General features: G+C 66.1%; 18 protein-coding genes. 9 read left to right on the top strand and 9 right to left on the bottom strand.

The features are described 5' to 3' along the window. Positions 1-87: 87 nt before the first annotated feature. The 6 genes from ABIA40_RS30465 (at position 88) to ABIA40_RS30440 (ending at position 4,000) form a co-directional block, all read left to right on the top strand. Positions 88-687, top strand: a complete 600-nt coding sequence (locus ABIA40_RS30465; protein ID WP_128265084.1) for a class I SAM-dependent methyltransferase — start codon at positions 88-90, stop codon at positions 685-687. 55 nt (positions 688-742) lie between these two features. Then, the gene (locus tag ABIA40_RS30460; protein WP_271543304.1) at positions 743-1,321 is read left to right on the top strand and encodes an NADPH-dependent FMN reductase; all 579 of its coding nucleotides are present in this window, start codon (positions 743-745) and stop codon (positions 1,319-1,321) included. A 6-nt stretch (positions 1,322-1,327) separates the two neighbouring features. Then, entirely contained in the window at positions 1,328-2,038 is a 711-nt protein-coding gene (gene pyrF, locus ABIA40_RS30455; RefSeq protein WP_271543306.1) for an orotidine-5'-phosphate decarboxylase, read from the top strand. A gap of 21 nt (positions 2,039-2,059) precedes the next feature. Beyond that, positions 2,060-2,371 (top strand): DUF1330 domain-containing protein, encoded by a 312-nt coding sequence (locus ABIA40_RS30450; protein ID WP_157287302.1) that lies wholly within the window; start codon positions 2,060-2,062, stop codon positions 2,369-2,371. 165 nt (positions 2,372-2,536) lie between these two features. After that, on the top strand, positions 2,537-3,352 hold the full coding sequence (dapB, locus tag ABIA40_RS30445) for a 4-hydroxy-tetrahydrodipicolinate reductase (RefSeq protein ID WP_271543333.1): 816 nt from the start codon (positions 2,537-2,539) through the stop codon (positions 3,350-3,352). Between the two features lie 24 nt (positions 3,353-3,376). Next, positions 3,377-4,000, top strand: a complete 624-nt coding sequence (locus tag ABIA40_RS30440; RefSeq protein WP_157287300.1) for a 2,3-bisphosphoglycerate-dependent phosphoglycerate mutase — start codon at positions 3,377-3,379, stop codon at positions 3,998-4,000. Positions 4,001-4,132: 132 nt separating this feature from the next. Here ABIA40_RS30440 and ABIA40_RS30435 read toward each other — a convergent pair whose 3' ends face one another. Together ABIA40_RS30435 and ABIA40_RS30430 are read right to left on the bottom strand one after the other, a co-directional pair. After that, positions 4,133-5,029 (bottom strand): bifunctional helix-turn-helix domain-containing protein/methylated-DNA--[protein]-cysteine S-methyltransferase, encoded by an 897-nt coding sequence (locus ABIA40_RS30435; protein ID WP_157287299.1) that lies wholly within the window; start codon positions 5,027-5,029, stop codon positions 4,133-4,135. A gap of 54 nt (positions 5,030-5,083) precedes the next feature. After that, positions 5,084-5,614, bottom strand: a complete 531-nt coding sequence (locus ABIA40_RS30430) for a DUF2244 domain-containing protein (RefSeq protein WP_271543335.1) — start codon at positions 5,612-5,614, stop codon at positions 5,084-5,086. A 22-nt stretch (positions 5,615-5,636) separates the two neighbouring features. Between ABIA40_RS30430 and nth the strand changes: the two genes are divergently transcribed. Next, a complete protein-coding gene (gene nth, locus ABIA40_RS30425) occupies positions 5,637-6,389 on the top strand; it encodes an endonuclease III (RefSeq protein WP_404544928.1) in 753 nt (250 codons plus the stop codon). Between the two features lie 20 nt (positions 6,390-6,409). Here the strand turns inward: nth and ABIA40_RS30420 are convergent, their stop codons facing one another. From ABIA40_RS30420 to ABIA40_RS30410, 3 genes are all read right to left on the bottom strand, one after another. After that, the gene (locus tag ABIA40_RS30420) at positions 6,410-7,150 is read right to left on the bottom strand and encodes a sulfate transporter family protein (RefSeq protein ID WP_271543337.1); all 741 of its coding nucleotides are present in this window, start codon (positions 7,148-7,150) and stop codon (positions 6,410-6,412) included. A 470-nt stretch (positions 7,151-7,620) separates the two neighbouring features. Further along, entirely contained in the window at positions 7,621-8,067 is a 447-nt protein-coding gene (gene nikR / locus ABIA40_RS30415) for a nickel-responsive transcriptional regulator NikR (protein ID WP_271543339.1), read from the bottom strand. 200 nt (positions 8,068-8,267) lie between these two features. Then, positions 8,268-10,721 carry a heavy metal translocating P-type ATPase gene (locus ABIA40_RS30410; protein ID WP_404544924.1) on the bottom strand — a complete coding sequence of 818 codons (2,454 nt, stop codon included), beginning with the start codon at positions 10,719-10,721 and terminating at the stop codon, positions 8,268-8,270. Between the two features lie 63 nt (positions 10,722-10,784). On the opposite strand from ABIA40_RS30410, the gene ABIA40_RS30405 reads away from it, so the two are divergent. Beyond that, complete coding sequence (locus ABIA40_RS30405; RefSeq protein ID WP_157287293.1) at positions 10,785-11,060, top strand: metal-sensitive transcriptional regulator; 276 nt, start codon at positions 10,785-10,787, stop codon at positions 11,058-11,060. 220 nt (positions 11,061-11,280) lie between these two features. Here the strand turns inward: ABIA40_RS30405 and ABIA40_RS30400 are convergent, their stop codons facing one another. Then, on the bottom strand, positions 11,281-12,246 hold the full coding sequence (locus tag ABIA40_RS30400) for a YiiX/YebB-like N1pC/P60 family cysteine hydrolase (RefSeq protein WP_404544921.1): 966 nt from the start codon (positions 12,244-12,246) through the stop codon (positions 11,281-11,283). Between the two features lie 192 nt (positions 12,247-12,438). Between ABIA40_RS30400 and ABIA40_RS30395 the strand changes: the two genes are divergently transcribed. Then, on the top strand, positions 12,439-13,827 hold the full coding sequence (locus ABIA40_RS30395; RefSeq protein WP_404544919.1) for a flavin monoamine oxidase family protein: 1,389 nt from the start codon (positions 12,439-12,441) through the stop codon (positions 13,825-13,827). A gap of 180 nt (positions 13,828-14,007) precedes the next feature. Here ABIA40_RS30395 and ABIA40_RS30390 read toward each other — a convergent pair whose 3' ends face one another. The 3 genes from ABIA40_RS30390 to pheS are packed head-to-tail and all read right to left on the bottom strand — an operon-like array spanning position 14,008 to position 18,321. Further along, complete coding sequence (locus ABIA40_RS30390; RefSeq protein ID WP_404544917.1) at positions 14,008-14,778, bottom strand: sulfite exporter TauE/SafE family protein; 771 nt, start codon at positions 14,776-14,778, stop codon at positions 14,008-14,010. Positions 14,779-14,833: 55 nt separating this feature from the next. Then, positions 14,834-17,242 (bottom strand): phenylalanine--tRNA ligase subunit beta, encoded by a 2,409-nt coding sequence (pheT, locus tag ABIA40_RS30385; RefSeq protein ID WP_404544915.1) that lies wholly within the window; start codon positions 17,240-17,242, stop codon positions 14,834-14,836. Further along, the gene (gene pheS / locus ABIA40_RS30380) at positions 17,239-18,321 is read right to left on the bottom strand and encodes a phenylalanine--tRNA ligase subunit alpha (protein ID WP_271543350.1); all 1,083 of its coding nucleotides are present in this window, start codon (positions 18,319-18,321) and stop codon (positions 17,239-17,241) included. The genes pheT and pheS overlap by 4 nt, the downstream gene beginning before the upstream one ends. Between the last annotated feature and the right edge of the window lie 131 nt (positions 18,322-18,452).

The following is an 18,452-nucleotide window of genomic DNA, read 5'->3' as shown; positions in this document are numbered from 1 at the left end:
GCGTCTTGACCGTATCGCCTCCGGCCTATACGTCTTTATGACCATTTTCTGACACGCCGCGGTCCTGCGGTTCCGTCCGGTCCCGACATGCCATTGCCATCGTCCGCGCGTGCGTTGAAGAAGCCTCGTCTCGATGACGAGGTGCGCTTTCTCAGGTCGTGGATCGAAAAGCCCTTGCACATGGGCGCGGTGATGCCGTCCGGCAAGCTGCTGGCGCGGACCATGGCTCATTATGTCGATCCCGATTCCGACGCACCGGTGGTCGAGCTCGGACCCGGCACCGGCGCCATCACGTCCGCGCTGATCGAGCGCGGGATCGACCAGAAGCGTCTCGTTCTCGTCGAATACAATCCCGGCTTCTGCGCGCTGCTGCGCGATCGCTACCCGCAAGCCAAGGTGGTGCAGGGCGATGCCTACCGCCTGCGCGACACGCTCTGGAACGTCTTGAGCACGCCGGCCAGCGCGGTCGTGTCCGGCCTGCCGCTCGTCACCAAGCCGATGCTGACGCGGCTGCGGCTCATCCGCGATGCCTTCACCGCGCTCGCGCCCGGTGCGCCCTTCATCCAGTTCACCTATGCGGTGGTGCCGCCGATCCCGAAATCGCTGTCCGGCGTGTCCACAGAGGCCTCGGAACGGATCTGGATGAACCTTCCGCCGGCCCGCGTCTGGGTGTATCGCAAGCATTAATTCCGCCGGCTCCTCTTTGCGCGGCGGGCTCGTTTCGCCGAACGCATGGGATTGGATGCCAGCTCCCAAGATCCTGATCATTCCCGGCTCGCTGCGCACCGGCTCGCATAATGCGAAGCTGGCGGCGGTGGCGGCCTATGAATTTGCTCAGGCCGGCGTCGACGTCACCCGCATCTCGCTCGCCGATTTTCCGCTGCCGATCTATGACGGCGATCTCCAGGCCAAATCCGGCGTGCCCAAGCACGCGATCAATCTGAAGCGCATGATCGGCGCGCATCACGGCGTCCTCATCGTCTCGCCCGAATACAACGCATCGGTGCCGCCGCTGCTGAAGAACGCGATCGACTGGGTCAGCCGCGTGCACGAGCTGCACGAGGCGCGCGGCGAGGTGTTCCGCAACCGCGTCTATGCGCTTGCCGGCGCGTCCCAGAGCCGGTTAGGTGCCGCCCGCGCGCTGCAGGCCCTGCGGCTGATCCTCTCCGCCTGCCACGCCAACGTGATTGCCAGCCAGCTCACGCTCGCCTTTGCCGACCAGGCCTATGACGATAGGGACAGGCTGAAGAACGAGGGCGATATCGCCGCGCTGAAGGAGCTGGTGACGCAGTTGATCGACGTTTCCCAACGCATGATGTGAGATGACATGACGCCAGCCGAGATCGCCCCGAAGGACCGCCTGATCGTTGCGCTCGATCTGGCGAGCGTTGATGCCGCGGAGGCGATGATCGCGAAGCTCGGCGACAGCGTCACGTTCTACAAGATCGGCTATCAGCTCGCTTATGCCGGCGGCCTGCCGCTGATCGGCAAGCTTGTCGACAGGGACAAGAAGGTGTTCGCCGATCTCAAGATGCACGACATCGGCAATACGGTCGCGCGTGGCACCGAGAGCGTCGCCAAACTGGGCGCGACCTTCGTCACCGTGCACGCCTATCCGCAGACCATGAAAGGCGCCGTCGAAGGCCGCGGCAGCGCCAGCCTGAAGATCCTCGCCGTGACGGTGTTGACGTCCTACGACGACGACGATTTGCATGCGGCCGGTTATCGGCTCAGCGTGTCGGAGCTGGTCGAGGCACGTGCGCAGCAGGCGCAGGTGCTCGGTGTCGACGGCCTCGTATCCTCGCCGGAGGAGGTCGGGGCCTTGCGCAAGATCGTCGGCCACCAGATGAGCCTCGTCACCCCCGGCATTCGTCCGGCGGGCGCCGCCAGCGGCGACCAGAAGCGCATCATGACCCCGGGGCGTGCGATCGCCGCGGGCGCGGATTATCTGGTCGTCGGGCGTCCGATCGTGGAAGCCGCCGATCCGAAGGCCGTCGCAGAGGCCATTCAGGCCGAGATCGCGCAGGCGCTTGGCTAATCAACAACAGGGAGAAGACCAATGGCAAAGGGTTACTGGATCGGGCGTGTCGACGTCAGCAATGACGAGGGCTACAAGCCCTACGCCATCGCCAACGGCCCGATCTTCAAGAAATGGGGCGGCCGCTTCGTCGTCCGCGCCGGCAAGTTCACCGCCGTCGAAGGTGCCAGCCGCAACCGCAACGTCGTGATCGAATTCCCTGACTACGAGACCGCGCTCGCCTGCTACAACTCGCCGGAATACCAGGCCAACATCAAGGTGCGCCAGCCGCACTCGATCGCCGACCTCATCGTCATCGAAGGCTACGACGGCCCGCAGCCGTCTGACGGATAACACTCCGTCATGGCCGGGCTTGACCCGGCCATCCACGTCTTTACGCCCTCTTGTGTGGCCTTTCGTGGATGCCCGGGACAAGCCCGGGCATGACGGCGGAAGGTTGTCCCCTCGGTTGCCGGAACTGCCTCCCCCCGCTACAACGGCCTCGAAGAGGATCACACCATGTCCGACATGCGCTTGATTGTTGCGGGAGCCGGCGGCCGGATGGGCCGGGCGCTGGTGCGGGCGATTGCCGAAAGCGAGGGCGCCGTGCTGGCGGGCGCGCTGGAGGCGCCGGGCTCCGAGCTGCTCGGCAAGGATGCCGGCGTGCTCGCCGGCCTGCCCGCCAACGGCATCAAGCTCTCCGCCGATCTCTGGGCGATGTGCAAGGAGGCCGACGGCATCCTCGATTTCACGGTGCCGGCGGCGACCATCGCCAATGTCGCGATCGCCGCCGAACGCGGCCTCGTGCACGTCATCGGCACGACCGGCCTGTCCGGCTCGGACAATGCCGTGATCAAGAGCGTCACCAATCGCGCCGTGGTGGTGCAGTCGGGCAATATGAGTCTCGGCGTCAATCTGCTCGCCGCCGTGGTCAAGCGCGTCGCCAAGGCGCTCGACCAGAGTTTCGATATCGAGATCGTCGAGACCCATCACCGCATGAAGGTCGATGCGCCCTCGGGCACCGCGCTGATGCTGGGCCAGGCCGCAGCGAGCGGCCGCGGCGTCAACCTCGATGACCATTCCGAACGCGGCCGTGACGGCATCACCGGCGCCCGTCGGCCGGGCAATATCGGTTTCGCCTCCTTGCGCGGCGGCACCGTGGCCGGCGACCACAGCGTCACCTTCCTCGGCCCGTTCGAGCGCCTGACGCTGTCGCATCAGGCCGAGGACCGCATGCTGTTCGCCCATGGTGCGCTCAAGGCGGCGCTGTGGGCGCACGGCAAGAAGCCGGGGCACTACACCATGGCCGACGTGCTCGGCCTGTCCGACATCTGAACTGAACAACACGGAAAGCAGTTGATGAGCGAACGTCTTCTCGTGCTCGTGCGCCACGGCCAGAGCGAATGGAATCTGAAGAACCTGTTCACGGGCTGGAAGGACCCTGATCTCACCGAGCTCGGCGTGAAGGAAGCCAAGGAAGCCGGCCGCAAGCTGAAGGCGCAAGGCCTGGTGTTCGACGTCGCCTACACCTCGGTGCTGACGCGCGCGCAGCACACGCTCGATCTCATCCTCGGCGAGCTCGGCCAGGAGGGTCTGCCGACTTCGAAGAACCTCGCGCTCAACGAGCGCGACTACGGCGATCTCTCCGGTCTCAACAAGGACGACGCCCGCAAGAAATGGGGCGAGGAGCAGGTGCTGATCTGGCGTCGCTCCTACGACGTGCCGCCGCCCGGCGGCGAAAGCCTGAAGGACACGCTCGCGCGCGCGTTGCCGTACTACGTGCAGGAGATCCTGCCCGGTGTGCTCAACGGCAAGCGCACGCTGGTTGCCGCCCACGGCAACTCGCTGCGCGCGCTTATCATGGTGCTGGAAAAGCTCTCGCCCGAAGGCATTTTGAAGCGCGAGCTCGCCACCGGCGTGCCGATCATCTACCGCCTCAACGCGGATTCGACGGTGGCCTCGAAGCTGGATCTGGCGGGGTAGGCTTTCGCCGTACACGCGGTGCCGTAGGGTGGGCAAAGCGCAGCGTGCCCACGCAGCGTCAGCAATTTGAGAAAGATGGTGGGCACGGCGCGATGCGTCTTTGCCCACCCTACAGCAGCGTGCTTGTTGCGCCTACTGCAGCCCCAGCTGCCCGGCCTCCCAGCCCAGCATCGCCTGCTTGCGGGTGATGCCCCAATGATAGCCGGTGAGCGTGCCGCTCTTGCCGAGCGCGCGGTGGCAGGGCACGACGAACGAGACCGGGTTCTTGCCGACGGCGGCACCGACGGCGCGTGAAGCCTTGGGATTCCTGATGTTGCAGGCGATGTCGGAATAGGACACTGCGCGGCCCATCGGAATCTTCAAGAGCGTCTCCCACACCCGCACCTCGAAATCGGTGCCGATCAGCACCACGCGCAGCGGCTGATCCGGCCGCCACAATTTTGGATCGAAGATGCGCGCTGCGAGCGGCGCGGTGCCTTCGTGATCTTCCACATAGGTGGCGTTCGGCCAGCGCCGCGTCATGTCGGCGAGCGCGATCTTCTCCTCGCCGTGATCGGCAAAGGCGAGGCCCGACAGGCCACGGTCGGTGGCGATCACGATCGCGGTGCCGAACGGCGAAGGGTGGAAGCCGTAGCGCAGGGTGAGGCCGGCACCGCCGTTCTTCCATTCGCCCGGCGACATCGCTTCATGGGTGACGAAGAGATCGTGCAGCCGGCCCGGCCCCGACAGGCCGGAGTCGAGCGCCGCGTCGAGGATGCTGGCGGAATCCCGGAGCAGGTTCTTGGCGTGGTCGAGGGTGAGCGCCTGCATGAAGGCCTTTGGCGTGATCGAAGCCCAGCGGCGGAACAGATGGTGCAGCTCATCCGGAGTGACGCCGGCGGCATCCGCCATCGCCTCGATGGTCGGCTGCGCGCGCCAGTTCGCCGAGATGAAGGCGATCGCCCGGCGCACAGAATCATAATCGCGCAACGCGGCGTTCTGGGTGCCTGGCCTCGCCAGGCGCTGGTCATGTATCGCAAGGGTCATCATGACCGGGAATGTAGGGGAGGGGCCCGCGCGAAACCACCCGATTTCCGACTGCGCTCAGGTCGCCGGATGATAGGTCGGACCACGCCGCGCGGCGTTGAGAGCGCCAACCAAGGCATTGTAAAAGCTTGCCTTTTCTTCCGGGCCAAGAAAGCGGGCGATGAGCAGGCGGCGGCCGCGGGAGATCAGATAGAGGTGCTCGATGCCGTATTCCTCGTCGACCTCCTGGTCGAGCCGGACCCAGAGCGGATTGAAGGTCCATTCGGCAACCTGGCCACGATGGCTGACGCGCCGCACCCGCAATTCCGATGACGTCACCACGATCTCCTCGCTGGCCCGTGCGGCGCGAAAATTGACCTTGAAGGCCCACCAGATCACGAGCACGTCGAGACTGAAGAAACCGAGCACTGGCCAGGCGCCCATCATCAGGAAAGCGAGGCCCGTGACGAAGCTGACGGCGCTCAGGAACAGCATCACGGCGAGAAAGCCGGTGCGGTTCAGCGAGCGGTGCGGTGTGAGCAGCGCAGAGAAGATCTGAGGCTCATCCTCGCTCTCAGACGGCCGCGCAATTTCGTTGCCTGTGCTCATCGTCCATCAGTATATCCCGATCATGGCGAAAATCACCCGCAAGCCGGTCCCGCGCAAAGCGGCGGTGCCGAAGAAAACGGCAAAACCGGTCGCGACCAAGCCGAAAGCGCCCGCGAAGAAATCACTTAAAGCCACAAGACCGTGGACGCCGGCCGAGGTCCACGAGGTTTTCAGCCGTTTCCGCAAGGCCAATCCGGAGCCCAAGGGCGAGCTCGAGCACGTCAACCCGTTCACGCTGCTGGTCGCGGTGGTGCTGTCGGCACAGGCGACCGATGCCGGCGTCAACAAGGCGACGCGCGCGCTGTTCGAGGTTGCCGACACCCCGCAGAAGATGCTCGATCTCGGCGAGGAGCGCTTGCGCGAGTACATCAAGACGATCGGCCTCTACCGCACCAAGGCCAGGAACGTGATCGCGCTGTCGGCCAAGCTGCTCGGTGAATTCGGCGGCGAGGTGCCGCGCACGCGCACGGAGATCGAGTCGTTGCCCGGCGCAGGTCGCAAGACCGCCAACGTCGTGCTCAACATGGCCTTCGGCGAGCACACCATGGCGGTCGACACCCATGTCTTCCGCGTCGGCAACCGCACGGGCCTAGCGCCCGGCAAGACACCGCTCGAGGTCGAGCTTGGCCTCGAAAAGGTGATCCAAGCGGAGTTCATGCTGCACGCGCATCATTGGCTGATCCTGCACGGCCGCTATACGTGCCTCGCCCGCAAGCCGCGCTGCGAGGTCTGCCTGATCAACGATCTCTGTCGCTGGCCGGAGAAGACGGTGTGAGACAGCGCTGCGCCGGGCCGCTATCGCACCTGCCGCGCCGGCTCGATCAGCTCGGGCCGCGGGCCTGACAGGCGCTTGTGCATGTGGACCATGAAGGCCATGCCGAAGATCGGTGTCGCCAGGTTCACGATCGGGATCGAGACGAAGGCGGCGATGAACAGGCCGGCGGTGAAGACCGTCGCGGCATTGTCGCGCCGCATCGCCTTGGCCTCCTCCGGCGGGCGGAAGCGCATCGCGGCGAGCTCGAAATATTCGCGGCCGAGCAGCCAGGCGGCGGCGAGGAAAAAGATCAGGAATCCCGCGCCGGCGAACAGCACCAGCGGCAGCGCGGCGAGGTAGACCAGGATGGCCACGAGCGCGGTCTTGATGCCCTCGAGGATCGCCCGGCTGAACGGCAGGGCCGCGCCCGGCCGCTCGGCCGGATAATGCTCGCGCTCGACGATGTCGGCGACGTCGTCGACGAACAAGCTCGCCACCACCGAGGTGATGGCCGGCATCAGGAAGATGCCGCCGAACACGACGCCGAGACCCGTCGCGATCGAGACGATCCAGGAGAGAACCTCGATCGAAGAATGCCAGCCGGGCCCGAGCAGGCCTTCCAGCCACACCTCGCCGGAGGTCGCAAACCAGCTGAGCAGCCGCTGCAAGCCGATCGCCAGCACGGTGATCAGCACCAGCGCAAGCCCGATCGACCGCCACAGGATCGAGCGCATCGGCGGCGAGATCAATTGCGACAGCGCCTTGATGGCGGCATCCAGCATGGGGGACCCTCTGAGGTAGACACTGCGCGAGAGGTAGACACCCAATGCGGCTTCGGCAAGGGCGAGTGGCTGAGCAGCCCTCGGCCGCGGACGCGGCGCGAGCTCTTGCTCACCCTCCCCTGGAGGAGCAGGGCTATCGCATATGGATCGCATGTCGATATTGCAGAGGTCGTCATGCCCGGGCTTGTCCCGGGCATCCACGTTCTTTGTGCTGCGTGGAAAGGCGTGGATGGCCGGGACAGGCCCGGCCATGACGCTGTGGCGGCAGCCGGTGCCCACAGCGACGTCTCATATGCGATAGCCCTGCCTGGAGGAGGAGGGTCGATCGCGCGCAGCGCGAGCGGGGTGGGGTGACGGTCCCTCCGCGATGAACAGTGCCCGAGTGGAGAGATCACCCCACCCCGTCACGCGATCTCGCTTCGCTCGATCACGTGCCGACCCTCCCCCTCCAGGGGAGGGTAAGATTCAGCCTAATCGTGTCTATGCCCGTGCTTGCGCGCCTTCGCCTGTTTGCCGTCCCCCGTCGGGATCATCACCACGCGGCCGTAGCGCACGCCGCGTTCGGCGATGATGTGGTCGGCGAAATGCCTGACCTCGGAGGCCGCGCCGCGCAGCGCCGTCATCTCCATGCAATTGTTGTCGTCGAGGTGGACATGCAGCGTCGCCAGCGCGAGGTCGTGATGGCCGTGGAATTCCTGCACCAGCCGTTTCGACAGATCGCGCGCCGCGTGGTCATAGACGTAGACGAGGCCGGCGACGCATTGGCCGGTCTGCGCGGTGTCCTCGGCGCTCTGCTGCAGGCCGGCGCGCGCGAGGTCGCGGATGATCTCGGAGCGGTTCTGGTAGCCGCGCGCTTCCGCCGCCGCATCGATCTCCGCCAGGAGATCGTCCTCGATCGTGATGGTAATCCGCTGCATCAGTTCCTCTCCGCGGGCGCCGCTCTCTCTTACCTCGCCCCGCTTGCGGGGAGAGGTCGGAATTCAAGCGTAGCTTGAATTCCGGGTGAGGGGGACTCTCCGCGAGTCCAACTGTCACCGGGATTGCGGACAGCCCCTCACCCCAACGCTCTCCCCGGGAGAACGGGGCGAGGGAGCGCGCCTTCGTTGCCGCTGGCACCTCACAGCCGCGTCGCACGCAGCCGCAGCGCGTTGCCGACGACGCTGACCGAGGATAGCGCCATCGCCGCCGCGGCGATGATCGGGGAGAGCAGCAGACCGAACGCCGGATAGAGAACGCCGGCGGCGATAGGAATTCCGGCGGCGTTGTAGATGAAGGCGAAGAACAGGTTCTGCCGGATGTTGCTCATCGTCGCCTGCGACAGTTTTCGCGCGCGGACGATGCCGACGAGGTCGCCCTTGAGCAGCGTCACGCCGGCGCTCTCCATCGCAACGTCGGTGCCGGTGCCCATGGCGATGCCGACCTCGGCCGCCGCCAGTGCCGGCGCGTCGTTGACGCCGTCGCCGGCCATGGCGACGCTGCGGCCGGCCTGCTGCAGCTTGGTCACCACCGCGCTCTTCTGGTCGGGCAGCACTTCGGCCTCGACTTCGGCGATGCCGAGCCGGCGCGCCACGGCCTCGGCCGTGGTGCGGTTGTCTCCGGTCAGCATGATCACCTTGATGCCTTCCGCCGCGAGCGCCTTCAGCGCCTCCGGCGTCGAGGCCTTGACCGGATCAGCGATCGCAAACAGGCCGGCAAGCCGGCCGTCGACGGCCATGTTGATCACGGTGGCGCCATCGCCGCGCAGCCGTTCGGCCTCGGCGTCGAGCGCCGTGGTGTCGATGCCGATCGACGACAGATATCTGGCATTGCCGAGCACGATGGTCCTGCCGTCGACCTTGCCGGTCGCGCCCTTGCCCGTCGGCGAATCGAACTGCTCGACCTGGCCGAGCGGGAGCTGCTTCTCCTTGGCCGCACGCACGATGGCGTCGGCCAGCGGATGCTCGCTGGCGCGCTCGACGGTGGCCGCCAGCCGGAGGATATCGTCTTCCGCAAAGCGGGACGCCGGCGCGATCGAGACCACCTTGGGCTTGCCCTCGGTCAGCGTGCCGGTTTTGTCGACCACGAGCGTGTCGATCTTCTCCATCCGCTCGAGCGCCTCGGCATTCTTGATCAGGACGCCGCCCTGCGCGCCGCGGCCGACGCCGACCATGATCGACATCGGGGTGGCCAGGCCCAGCGCACAGGGGCAGGCGATGATCAGCACGCTGACCGCGGCGACGAGGCCGAAGGCGAGCCGCGGCTCCGGTCCGAACCAGGCCCAGGCGGCAAAGGCCGCGACGGCGATGACGATCACCAGCGGCACGAACCAGCCGGAGACCTGGTCGGCCAGGCGCTGGATCGGCGCGCGCGAGCGCTGCGCATCCGCGACCATCTGCACGATCTGCGACAGCAGCGTCTCGCGCCCGACCTTGTCGGCGCGCATGATGAAGCTGCCAGACTGGTTCAGCGTGCCGGCGATGACTTTTGCGCCAGCCTCCTTGGTGACCGGCATGGATTCGCCCGTCACCAGCGATTCATCGAGCGACGAGCGGCCTTCGAGAATGATGCCGTCGACCGGCACCTTCTCGCCGGGACGAACGCGCAGGCGATCGCCGGCATGCAGCGTGTCGATCTCGACCTCGTGCTCGCTGCCGTCTGCGTCGACGCGGCGCGCGGTCTTCGGCGCGAGCTGCAGCAGCGCCTTGATCGCGCCCGAGGTCGCATCGCGGGCGCGCAGCTCCAGCACCTGGCCGAGCAGCACCAAGACGGTGATGACGGCGGCCGCCTCGAAATAGACTGCGACCGCGCCCTCATGGCCTCGGAAGGTGGCGGGGAATATCTGCGGCGTGAGCGTGCCGAGCACGCTGTAGACGTAGGCAACGCCCGTGCCCATCGCGATCAGCGTGAACATGTTGAGATTGCGCGTCAGCAGCGATTGCCAGCCGCGGACGAAGAACGGCCAGCCGGCCCACAGCACCACGGGTGTTGCAAAGACGAGCTGGATCCAGTTCGACAGGGTCGGATCGATCCAGCTGTGCGGGCCTGCGAGATGGCCGCCCATTTCCAGCGCGATCGGCGGCAGCGACAGCACGCCGCCGATCCAGAAGCGTCGCGTCATGTCGGCGAGCTCGGGATTGGGGCCGGTCTCAAGGCTTGCGACCTCAGGCTCCAGCGCCATGCCGCAGATCGGGCACGTGCCCGGGCCGACCTGGCGGATCTGCGGGTGCATCGGACAGGTGTAGTTCGTGCCCGCGGGCACCTCCGGTTCGGGCGCCTTGTCCTTGGCAAGATATTTGGCGGGATCGGCGGCAAACTTGGTGCGGCAGCCGGCCGAGCAGAAATGGAAGGTCTCGCCGTGATGTGTGATGTGGTGCTTCGAGGTCGCGGGATCGACGCTCATGCCGCAGACGGGATCTTTGAGCTTGGTTACGGCGTCGCCATGATCATGGCCGTGATGATGGTCGTGGCCGGAATGACCGCCGCAGCACGAGGAAAGCTCGGGCTTCGCCGCCGGCGCTGCAGCTTTCGTGGAACAGCCGCATCCGGAATGCGTCGCCGCGTTGTGACGATGCTCGTGCTCGTTGTTGTTCATTGCCATGTTCCGGCCTTTGCGTCTGGTCTTGAAACCCATACCCGGTAGGGGTATATAGAGCCCATGCGCAAGGACATCAAGGCATCCGTCGGAAAACGTCTCGGCCGGATCGAGGGCCAGGTTCGTGGTCTCTCGAAAATGGTAGAGGAAGACCGCTACTGCATCGACATCGTGACGCAAATCGCGGCGGTTCGCGCCGCGCTGCGCCGGGTCGAGGAAGAGGTTTTGAAGGATCACGTCGCCCATTGCGTCGAGCACGCCATCGCGAGCGGCGACAAGGCCGACCAGCGCGCCAAGATCGCGGAGCTGATGGCGGTGATCGGACGGGCGGATCGGTAGCGCGCGCTCTCTCTCCGTCGTCATTGCGAGCGCAGCGAAGCAATCTAGACTTTTACCGCGGAGGCAATCTGGATTGCTTCGTCGCAAGAGTTCCTCGCAATGACGGAGGAGACGCCTCGTAGGGTGGCAAAGCGGAGCGTGCCCACCATCCGTCAGTGATCGGGCCTGAACGTAGGCACGGCGCTTCGCGCCTTTGCCCACCCTACGAGACCGTGCGAACCTAAGCCGTCATCTCCCGCGCCCGCGCGCGATACACCGCGAGCTCGCTCAGCTGCACAAAATGCTCGGAGAAAGCCACGCTGGCTCGCGCATCCGGCGCGCTCACTTCTTGAGCCGGAATTTCACCCGATGTCGCTTCGTCAGCCGCTTCAGGAGCGAGCGGCGGCGCCACGAGCGCTTCTGGAAACACACTGAATGAGCCCGCCACCTCCTCGAGCGGCTTCTGCTTGTCGGCCCAGTGCAAGGCGGTGTAGTCGAACCCGTGCACGATGGTGGGTTTGACGACTTCGAAATAGGGCGAGATATCGAAGTCGCGGGGCATGTAGAGCGAGGAATCGCGGATGTGCAGGATCTCTCGCCGTGCGGCGCGGCTGCCGGCCTTGGTGATCTTCGGCAGGATCGGGTAGCGCACGGCGTCGAAGGCCTGCGCGATCAGGGCCGAGCAGATGATCTTGGTCGGGTCGCCCGAGCCGATCGCGATCATGCGTCGGCGCCAGCGCTGCGGTATCGGCAGCGGGAACAGATAGCGCATGAGGTCGACGATGTTCTTGGTGTCGTAGCCGAAGCCGATGCGGTTGATCGCATAGCGGCACACCGTGGTGCGATCCTCATAGGACAGCCCGACCGGACGGCAGACGCGGGTGTGATAGGGGAAATATTTCGACAGCGGCGCCGAGGTGACGCCTTCGCCGATATTGGCCTCGATCAGAACATGCGGCTCGCCGTTGGGCTCCTCTGCTCCCTCGACCGGACCGACATAGAGCGCGGCATGCGACCAGGTCGACTGCGTCAGGTATTTGATGATGCCGGAGATGCGGTTGTTGCCCTCGACCAGCAGCACGTCGCCGGGCTCGATGACGCCGCGCAGATGCTCGGGGTCGCTCGGCGTGAACGGCTCGTAGCCCGGCACCTCCTTCGAGAGGTACGCGGCAATCACCTTGCCGACAGAATCCAGGACCGTCCCCATGCCGAACTCCCCCCACGGCCTTTTCCGGCCGTCTTTTTCCCTTCTCTATCATGGTCGAAACGTGTTGCAATTCGGTTCATCACTCTGTGAGATCAAGCATGGTTGATTCACCATCCTGGTTGCTGCGCAACATCGGATACGGCAAGGTTCGCGGGCTGTTCACGTTCGCCGCAAGTCCCCGGAAACCATGACATGACAATCACGCGCCGCGGCTTTCTTTCGGCGTCGGCGGCCCTTGCGGCGATGCCGGTGCTGCGCGCATCGGCCGCGCCCCTGCCGCGCGAGGCTGACATCGTCGTGATCGGCGCGGGGGCGGCGGGAATTGCCGCGGCGCGGCGCATCATCGCGACGGGCCGCAAGGTCATCGTGGTGGAGGCGGCCGCGCAGGTCGGCGGCCGCTGCATCACCGACAGCACGACCTTCGACACGCCGTTCGACCGCGGCGCGCGCTGGTTGCACAATCCCGACACCAACCCGATGATCCGGCTGGCGCGCAGCGCCGGGCTGGACGTGCTGCCGGCGCCCTCGGGCCAGAAGGTGCGCATTGGCCGCCGCAATGCCCGCGCCGGCGAGACCGAGCAATTCCTGGCCGCCCTGGTGCGCGCCAACCGCGCCATCGACGAGGCCGGGCGGGGCAAGCTGGATACCTCCTGCGCATCGGTGCTGCCGAAGGATCTCGGCGACTGGGCCGGCGCGGCCGAGTTCATGCTGGGTGCGAGCTTTGCCGGCAAGGACCTGAAGGAGCTGTCTGCCATCGACAAGGGACGCGCGCAGGACCGCAACGCAGCGATCGCCTGCCGCCAGGGCCTGGGCACGCTGATCGCCAAGCTCGCCGAGCAGGCGCCGGTGGCGTTGTCGACGACGGCGAACCGCATCGCCTGGAGCAATCGCGACGTCAGCATCGAGACGCAAGCCGGCAAGATCGCGGCGCGCGCCGCCATCGTCACGGTCTCGACCAATGTGCTGACATCGGGCGCGATCAAGTTCGCACCCGACATTCCCAAGCGGACGCTGGATGCGGCATCGAAGCTCAGCCTCGGCAGCTACGATCGTATCGTGCTGCAGTTGCCCGGCAATCCGCTCGGCCTGTCGCGCGACGACATCCTCATCGAGCAGAGCAATTCGACCCGCACGGCGCTGATGTTCGCCAATATCGGCGGCTCCTCGCTGTGCTCGATCGATGTCGGCGGCTCCTTCGGCCGCGATCTCGCCGACCAGGGCGAGAAGGCGATGGCGGCCTTTGCCCGGGAGTGGATCACGAAGCTGTTCGGTAGCGAGGCCGCTGCCGTGGTGCAAAAGACCAGCGCCACGCGCTGGAACGCCTCGCCTTACGTCATGGGCGCGATGTCGGCCGCCTCGCCCGGCGGCCAGCTGTCGCGAAGAACCCTCGCCGAGCCGATCGGCAATGTGTTCCTCGCCGGCGAAGCCACGCACGAGACGCTCTGGGGCACCGTCGACGGCGCGTGGGAGAGCGGCGAACGTGCCGCGGACGCCGCCCTGCGCAAGATCGGCGCGCTGAAGGACGAGCCGGCGGATGTGCCGACGCAGTCGACCAAGAAGCGGCGCGTGCCGCGGCAGTAGCAATAAAGCGGCGACACATTCCGCCGTCGTCCCGGACAAGCGCGCCCCAAGGCGCGCGCCGATCCGGGACCCATAACCACAGGGCCTGGTTTGGCGAAGACTCGCGGTGACCAGCTTGCACCATAACTTCTTCCTGGGGTTATGGGTCCCCGCCTTCGCGGGGACGACCCGCGGAGAGAGCTATCGCAACACCCCATCCAGCACCGGCAATCCAAAGATCACCGCCATCGCAATAAGCGCATAGCAGATGCCGCGAAACACCTTCTCGCTGGCGCGGCCGAACAATGAGCTGCCGAACGCAACGCCAACCGCATAGACCGGGCCGACGATCAGCGACAGCACCAGCGATTCGCGGCTAATCAGGCCGGTCGTCGCATAGCTGACCATCGAGAAGAAATCCGAGGCGCCGAAGAACAGCACGATATTGGCGCGCGCGACCATCGGCGCGATCGGGCGGCCGAGCCAGTAGCCGACGATCGGCGGGCCGCCGGTCTGCGCGAGCCCGCTGCAGAAGCCGGAGAGGCTGCCGATGCCGACCGACAGCCAGGCGTGGTCCTTGCCGCGATAGCGCCAGCCCGACAGCAATAGCAGCAACAGCGCCGCGACGAAGCAGGAGATGATCCAGCGCGTGGTGACGGGTTCGAGCACGCTGAGGAAATAGGTGCCGATAGGGACGCCGATCAGCGCGCCCAGCACGATCACCGCGGTGGCCTTGCGATCGGCCTTCCGCCACGCATCCGGCAGCAGCGGCACGGCCGCGACGAAATCGATGACGAGCAGCAGGGCAGCAACGAGCCGCGGCGCCGCGATGCTGCTCGCCAGCGGCATGAAGATCAGCGCCGAACCGAAGCCGGAGAAACCGCGCGCTGTGCCCGAAACGAAAGCGACGGCGCAGAGCGCCGCCGCGATCGTGAGGCTGACGTCCTTCGGAAGGAAGTCCGCAGGACTCATGCTCTATGGCTCTCGAGCATGACGTTGTCCGAAAACCGCTTCGCACTTTTCGGCGTCATGCTCGCAACGTGCCGCCGGTCTTCTTGCTGACCTCGGCCACGATCTTGGCGCCGACGGCTTCGATCTCCTGATCGGTCAGGGTTTTCTCGCGCGGCTGCAGCGTGACCGCGATCGCGATCGACTTCTTGCCGTCATCGATGCCCTTGCCCTCGTAGACGTCGAAGACATTGACGCCGGTGATCAATTTCTTGTCGACGCTCTGAGCGGCGCGGACGATCTCGCCGGCCTTGACGGCGCGGTCGACAATGAAAGCGAAGTCGCGCGACACCGGCTGGAAGGCCGAGAGCTCGATCAAGGGCTTGGCGCGCGTCGGCTTCTTCTTCGCCTCGGGGATGCGGTCGAGGATCACCTCGAACACGACAAGCGGCCCGTCGGCGCCGAGCGCCTCGAGCGCTCTGGGGTGCACTTCGCCGAAATATCCGAGCACGTTCTGCGGCCCGATCTGGATCGTGCCGGAGCGGCCCGGATGCAGCCAGCCGGGACCGCCCGCCACGATCTGGAGCGCCTGCATCGGCGCGCCGGCGGCCGCTAGCACCGCCAGCGCATCGGCCTTGGCGTCGAACACATCGGCCTGCGCCGAGCCGGTCCAGTGCCGTCCGAGCCCTTCGGACGACGCAAGGCCACGGCGCACGCCGCTCGCCGCCATGAACTGGTCCTGCGGGCGATCGCCCTTGAACACCTGGCCGACCTCGAACAGCGCGACATCGCCGAATCCGCGATCGGCATTGGCCTGCGCCGCCGCGATCAGGCCGGCGAGCAGGGTCGGGCGCATGTCGGAGAGATCGGAGGCGATCGGGTTCGCCACTTCGAGCTCGCGCTGTCCGCCACCGAACAATTCGGCCGCAGATTTTGCGATGAACGACCAGGTCACGGCTTCGACCATGCCGCGGGTTGCGAGCGCGCGCCGCGCGCGGCGGGTGCGCAGCTGCAGCGGCGTCAGCACCGGCTTGCGCGGCTCGTCGCCGCGCTCGAACGGCGTCATCGGCACCTTGTCGACGCCGAAGATGCGGACGATCTCCTCGACGATGTCGGCCTTGCCGTGCACGTCGGAGCGCCACGAGGGCACTGCGACCTTCACCACCGGGCCGGGACCCGCCATCATGAAGCCGAGATGGGTCAGAATGCGCTTCATCTCGACCTGCGGCACCTCGATGCCCGAAAGGCGCTTGACCTCGGTGATCGGGAATTCGATCAGGCGATCGTCGCCAAAGGTCTTGCCGACCACGAATGTTTCAGACGGCGTGCCGCCGCAAAGCTCCATCACCAGCTTGGTCGCGAGCTCGATTCCGGGCACCATGAAGGCCGGATCGACGCCGCGCTCGAAGCGGTAGCGCGCGTCCGAATTGATGCCGAGCTTGCGGCCGGTCTGGGCGATGTTGATCTCGTTCCACAGCGCCGACTCGATCAGCACGTCTGTGGTGTTCTCGTCGCAGCCCGATGCTTCGCCGCCCATGATGCCGGCGAGCGATTCGACGCCGTGCTCGTCCGCGATCACGCAAATGGCGGGATCGAGATTGTAGGTGCGGCCGTCGAGCGCCAGCAGGCTCTCGCCCTCGCGCGCGCGCCGCACGACGAGATTGCCCTTCACCTTCTTGGCGTCGAACACGTGCAGCGGGCGTGCGCGGTCGTAGGTGATGAAGTTGGTGATGTCGACCAGCGCGTTGATCGGACGTAGCCCGATCGCGGTCAGCCGCTTCTGCAGCCATTCCGGCGACGGCCCGTTCTTGACGCCGCGCACGAGGCGGAGCGCGAAGCCCGGACACAGCGTGGCGTCTTCAACCGTCACCTTCACCGGACAGGGGAATTCGCCCTTGACCGGCTTGATCGTTGGATTCTTGAACTTGCCCATGTCGGCGGCGGCGAGATCGCGCGCGATGCCGTGCACGCCGGTGCAGTCCTGCCGGTTCGGCGTCAGATTGATCTCGATCACGGGATCTCCGAGGCCGGCCCATTCGGCATAGGCAGCACCGATCGGCGCGTCCTCAGGCAATTCCATGATGCCGTCATGATCGTTGGAGATCTGCAGCTCGGCCGCCGAGCACAGCATGCCGCGGCTCTCGACGCCGCGGATGGTGCCGACACCGAGCGTGATATCCTTGCCGGGAATGTAGGTGCCGGGCGGCGAGAACACGCTGACGAGCCCGGCGCGCGCATTCGGCGCGCCGCACACCACCTGCACCGGCGTACCGCCGTCGCCGGTGTCGACCATGCAGACGCGCAGGCGATCCGCATTCGGATGCTGCTCGGCCGAGATCACCTTTGCGATGGTGAAAGGCTTCAGCGCCTTCGCCTTGTCCTCGATGTTCTCGACCTCGAGCCCGATCATGGTGAGCTTCTCGGCGAGCTTTTCCAGCGGCTCGTCAGTGTCGAGATGATCCTTCAGCCAGGAGAGGGTGAATTTCACGTGCTCAGCCCTCCGGCAAGCGTTGGCACTTCGAGCGGCTTGAAGCCGTAGTGGGACAGCCAGCGGACGTCGCTGTCGAACAGCTGGCGCAAATCGGCGATGCCGTATTTCAGCATGGCGATGCGGTCGATGCCCATGCCCCAGGCAAAGCCCTGGTACTCGTCGGGATCGATGCCGCAGGCGCGCAGCACGTTCGGATGCACCATGCCGCAGCCGAGAATCTCGAGCCAATCCTCGCCCTCGCCGAAGCGGATCTCGCCCTTGTCGCGGCGGCACTGGATGTCGACTTCGAGCGACGGCTCGGTGAACGGGAAGAACGAGGGCCGGAAGCGCATGTTGATGTGGTCGACCTCGAAGAACGCCTTGCAGAACTCGTGCAGGATCCATTTGAGGTGGCCGAGATGCGAGCTCTTGTCGATGACGAGGCCCTCGACCTGGTGGAATTGCGGCGTGTGGGTCGCGTCCGAATCGATGCGGTAGGTGCGGCCCGGGCAGATCACGCGGATCGGCGGCTTCTGGCTCAGCATGGTGCGCACCTGCACCGGCGAGGTGTGGGTCCGCAGCAGCATGCGCGAGCCGTCCTGCTTCGGATGGAAGAAGAACGTGTCGTGCATCTCGCGCGCCGGATGGCCTTCCGGGAAATTCAGCTTGGTGAAGTTGTAGTCGTCGGTCTCGATGTCGGGGCCTTCGGCCACCGAGAAGCCCATGTCGGCGAAGATGGTGGTCAGTTCGTCCCAGACCTGGCTGAGCGGATGGATGCGGCCGGCTTCCGCCGCCGCATCGCGCAGCGGCAAGGTGACGTCGACGGTCTCGGCGGCGAGCCGCGCATCGAGCGCGGCCGATTTCAGAACGTCGCGCCTTGCCGCGAGCGCCTCGGTGACCTTGTCCTTGGCCTGGTTGATGGCCGCACCTTGGGTCTTGCGCTCGTCGGGTGACATCTTGCCGAGCGTGGCGAGCAGCGCGGAGATCGAGCCCTTCTTGCCGAGGGCTGCGACGCGCACGGCTTCGAGCGCGGCTTCATCGCCGGCGGTAGCGATCTGGTCGAGGATGGATGTTTCGAGCGTTGCGAGGTCGGACACAGTCAAATCCTTGGCTCTAAATTCGGCTGGGTTGTCGCCGCCCGAAGGCCGTAACGTCAAGCGAAAAGCCGGTCATTTCGGGCACATGGCCGGCTGGGTTGAACCCTGCGCGGGGACCCGGCACCAACGGG

It is taken from the genome of Bradyrhizobium sp. USDA 223 (assembly GCF_044909005.1).
Taxonomy (GTDB): domain Bacteria; phylum Pseudomonadota; class Alphaproteobacteria; order Rhizobiales; family Xanthobacteraceae; genus Bradyrhizobium; species Bradyrhizobium yuanmingense.
Note: the sequence above shows the minus strand (reverse complement) of the source record. Positions and strands in the feature narration are given on the sequence as shown.

Coding starts and splice junctions, on each gene's coding strand:
- ABIA40_RS30450 (WP_157287302.1), top strand. CDS start 2,060: ATGGCAAAGGGTTACTGGATCGGGCGTGTCGACGTCAGCAATGACGAG.
- ABIA40_RS30435 (WP_157287299.1), bottom strand. CDS start 5,029: ATGATGACCCTTGCGATACATGACCAGCGCCTGGCGAGGCCAGGCACC.
- ABIA40_RS30460 (WP_271543304.1), top strand. CDS start 743: ATGCCAGCTCCCAAGATCCTGATCATTCCCGGCTCGCTGCGCACCGGC.
- ABIA40_RS30430 (WP_271543335.1), bottom strand. CDS start 5,614: ATGAGCACAGGCAACGAAATTGCGCGGCCGTCTGAGAGCGAGGATGAG.
- nth (WP_404544928.1), top strand. CDS start 5,637: ATGGCGAAAATCACCCGCAAGCCGGTCCCGCGCAAAGCGGCGGTGCCG.
- dapB (WP_271543333.1), top strand. CDS start 2,537: ATGTCCGACATGCGCTTGATTGTTGCGGGAGCCGGCGGCCGGATGGGC.
- nikR (WP_271543339.1), bottom strand. CDS start 8,067: ATGCAGCGGATTACCATCACGATCGAGGACGATCTCCTGGCGGAGATC.
- ABIA40_RS30405 (WP_157287293.1), top strand. CDS start 10,785: ATGCGCAAGGACATCAAGGCATCCGTCGGAAAACGTCTCGGCCGGATC.
- pyrF (WP_271543306.1), top strand. CDS start 1,328: ATGACGCCAGCCGAGATCGCCCCGAAGGACCGCCTGATCGTTGCGCTC.
- ABIA40_RS30465 (WP_128265084.1), top strand. CDS start 88: ATGCCATTGCCATCGTCCGCGCGTGCGTTGAAGAAGCCTCGTCTCGAT.
- ABIA40_RS30400 (WP_404544921.1), bottom strand. CDS start 12,246: ATGGGGACGGTCCTGGATTCTGTCGGCAAGGTGATTGCCGCGTACCTC.
- ABIA40_RS30420 (WP_271543337.1), bottom strand. CDS start 7,150: ATGCTGGATGCCGCCATCAAGGCGCTGTCGCAATTGATCTCGCCGCCG.
- ABIA40_RS30395 (WP_404544919.1), top strand. CDS start 12,439: ATGACAATCACGCGCCGCGGCTTTCTTTCGGCGTCGGCGGCCCTTGCG.
- ABIA40_RS30410 (WP_404544924.1), bottom strand. CDS start 10,721: ATGAACAACAACGAGCACGAGCATCGTCACAACGCGGCGACGCATTCC.
- ABIA40_RS30440 (WP_157287300.1), top strand. CDS start 3,377: ATGAGCGAACGTCTTCTCGTGCTCGTGCGCCACGGCCAGAGCGAATGG.
- ABIA40_RS30390 (WP_404544917.1), bottom strand. CDS start 14,778: ATGAGTCCTGCGGACTTCCTTCCGAAGGACGTCAGCCTCACGATCGCG.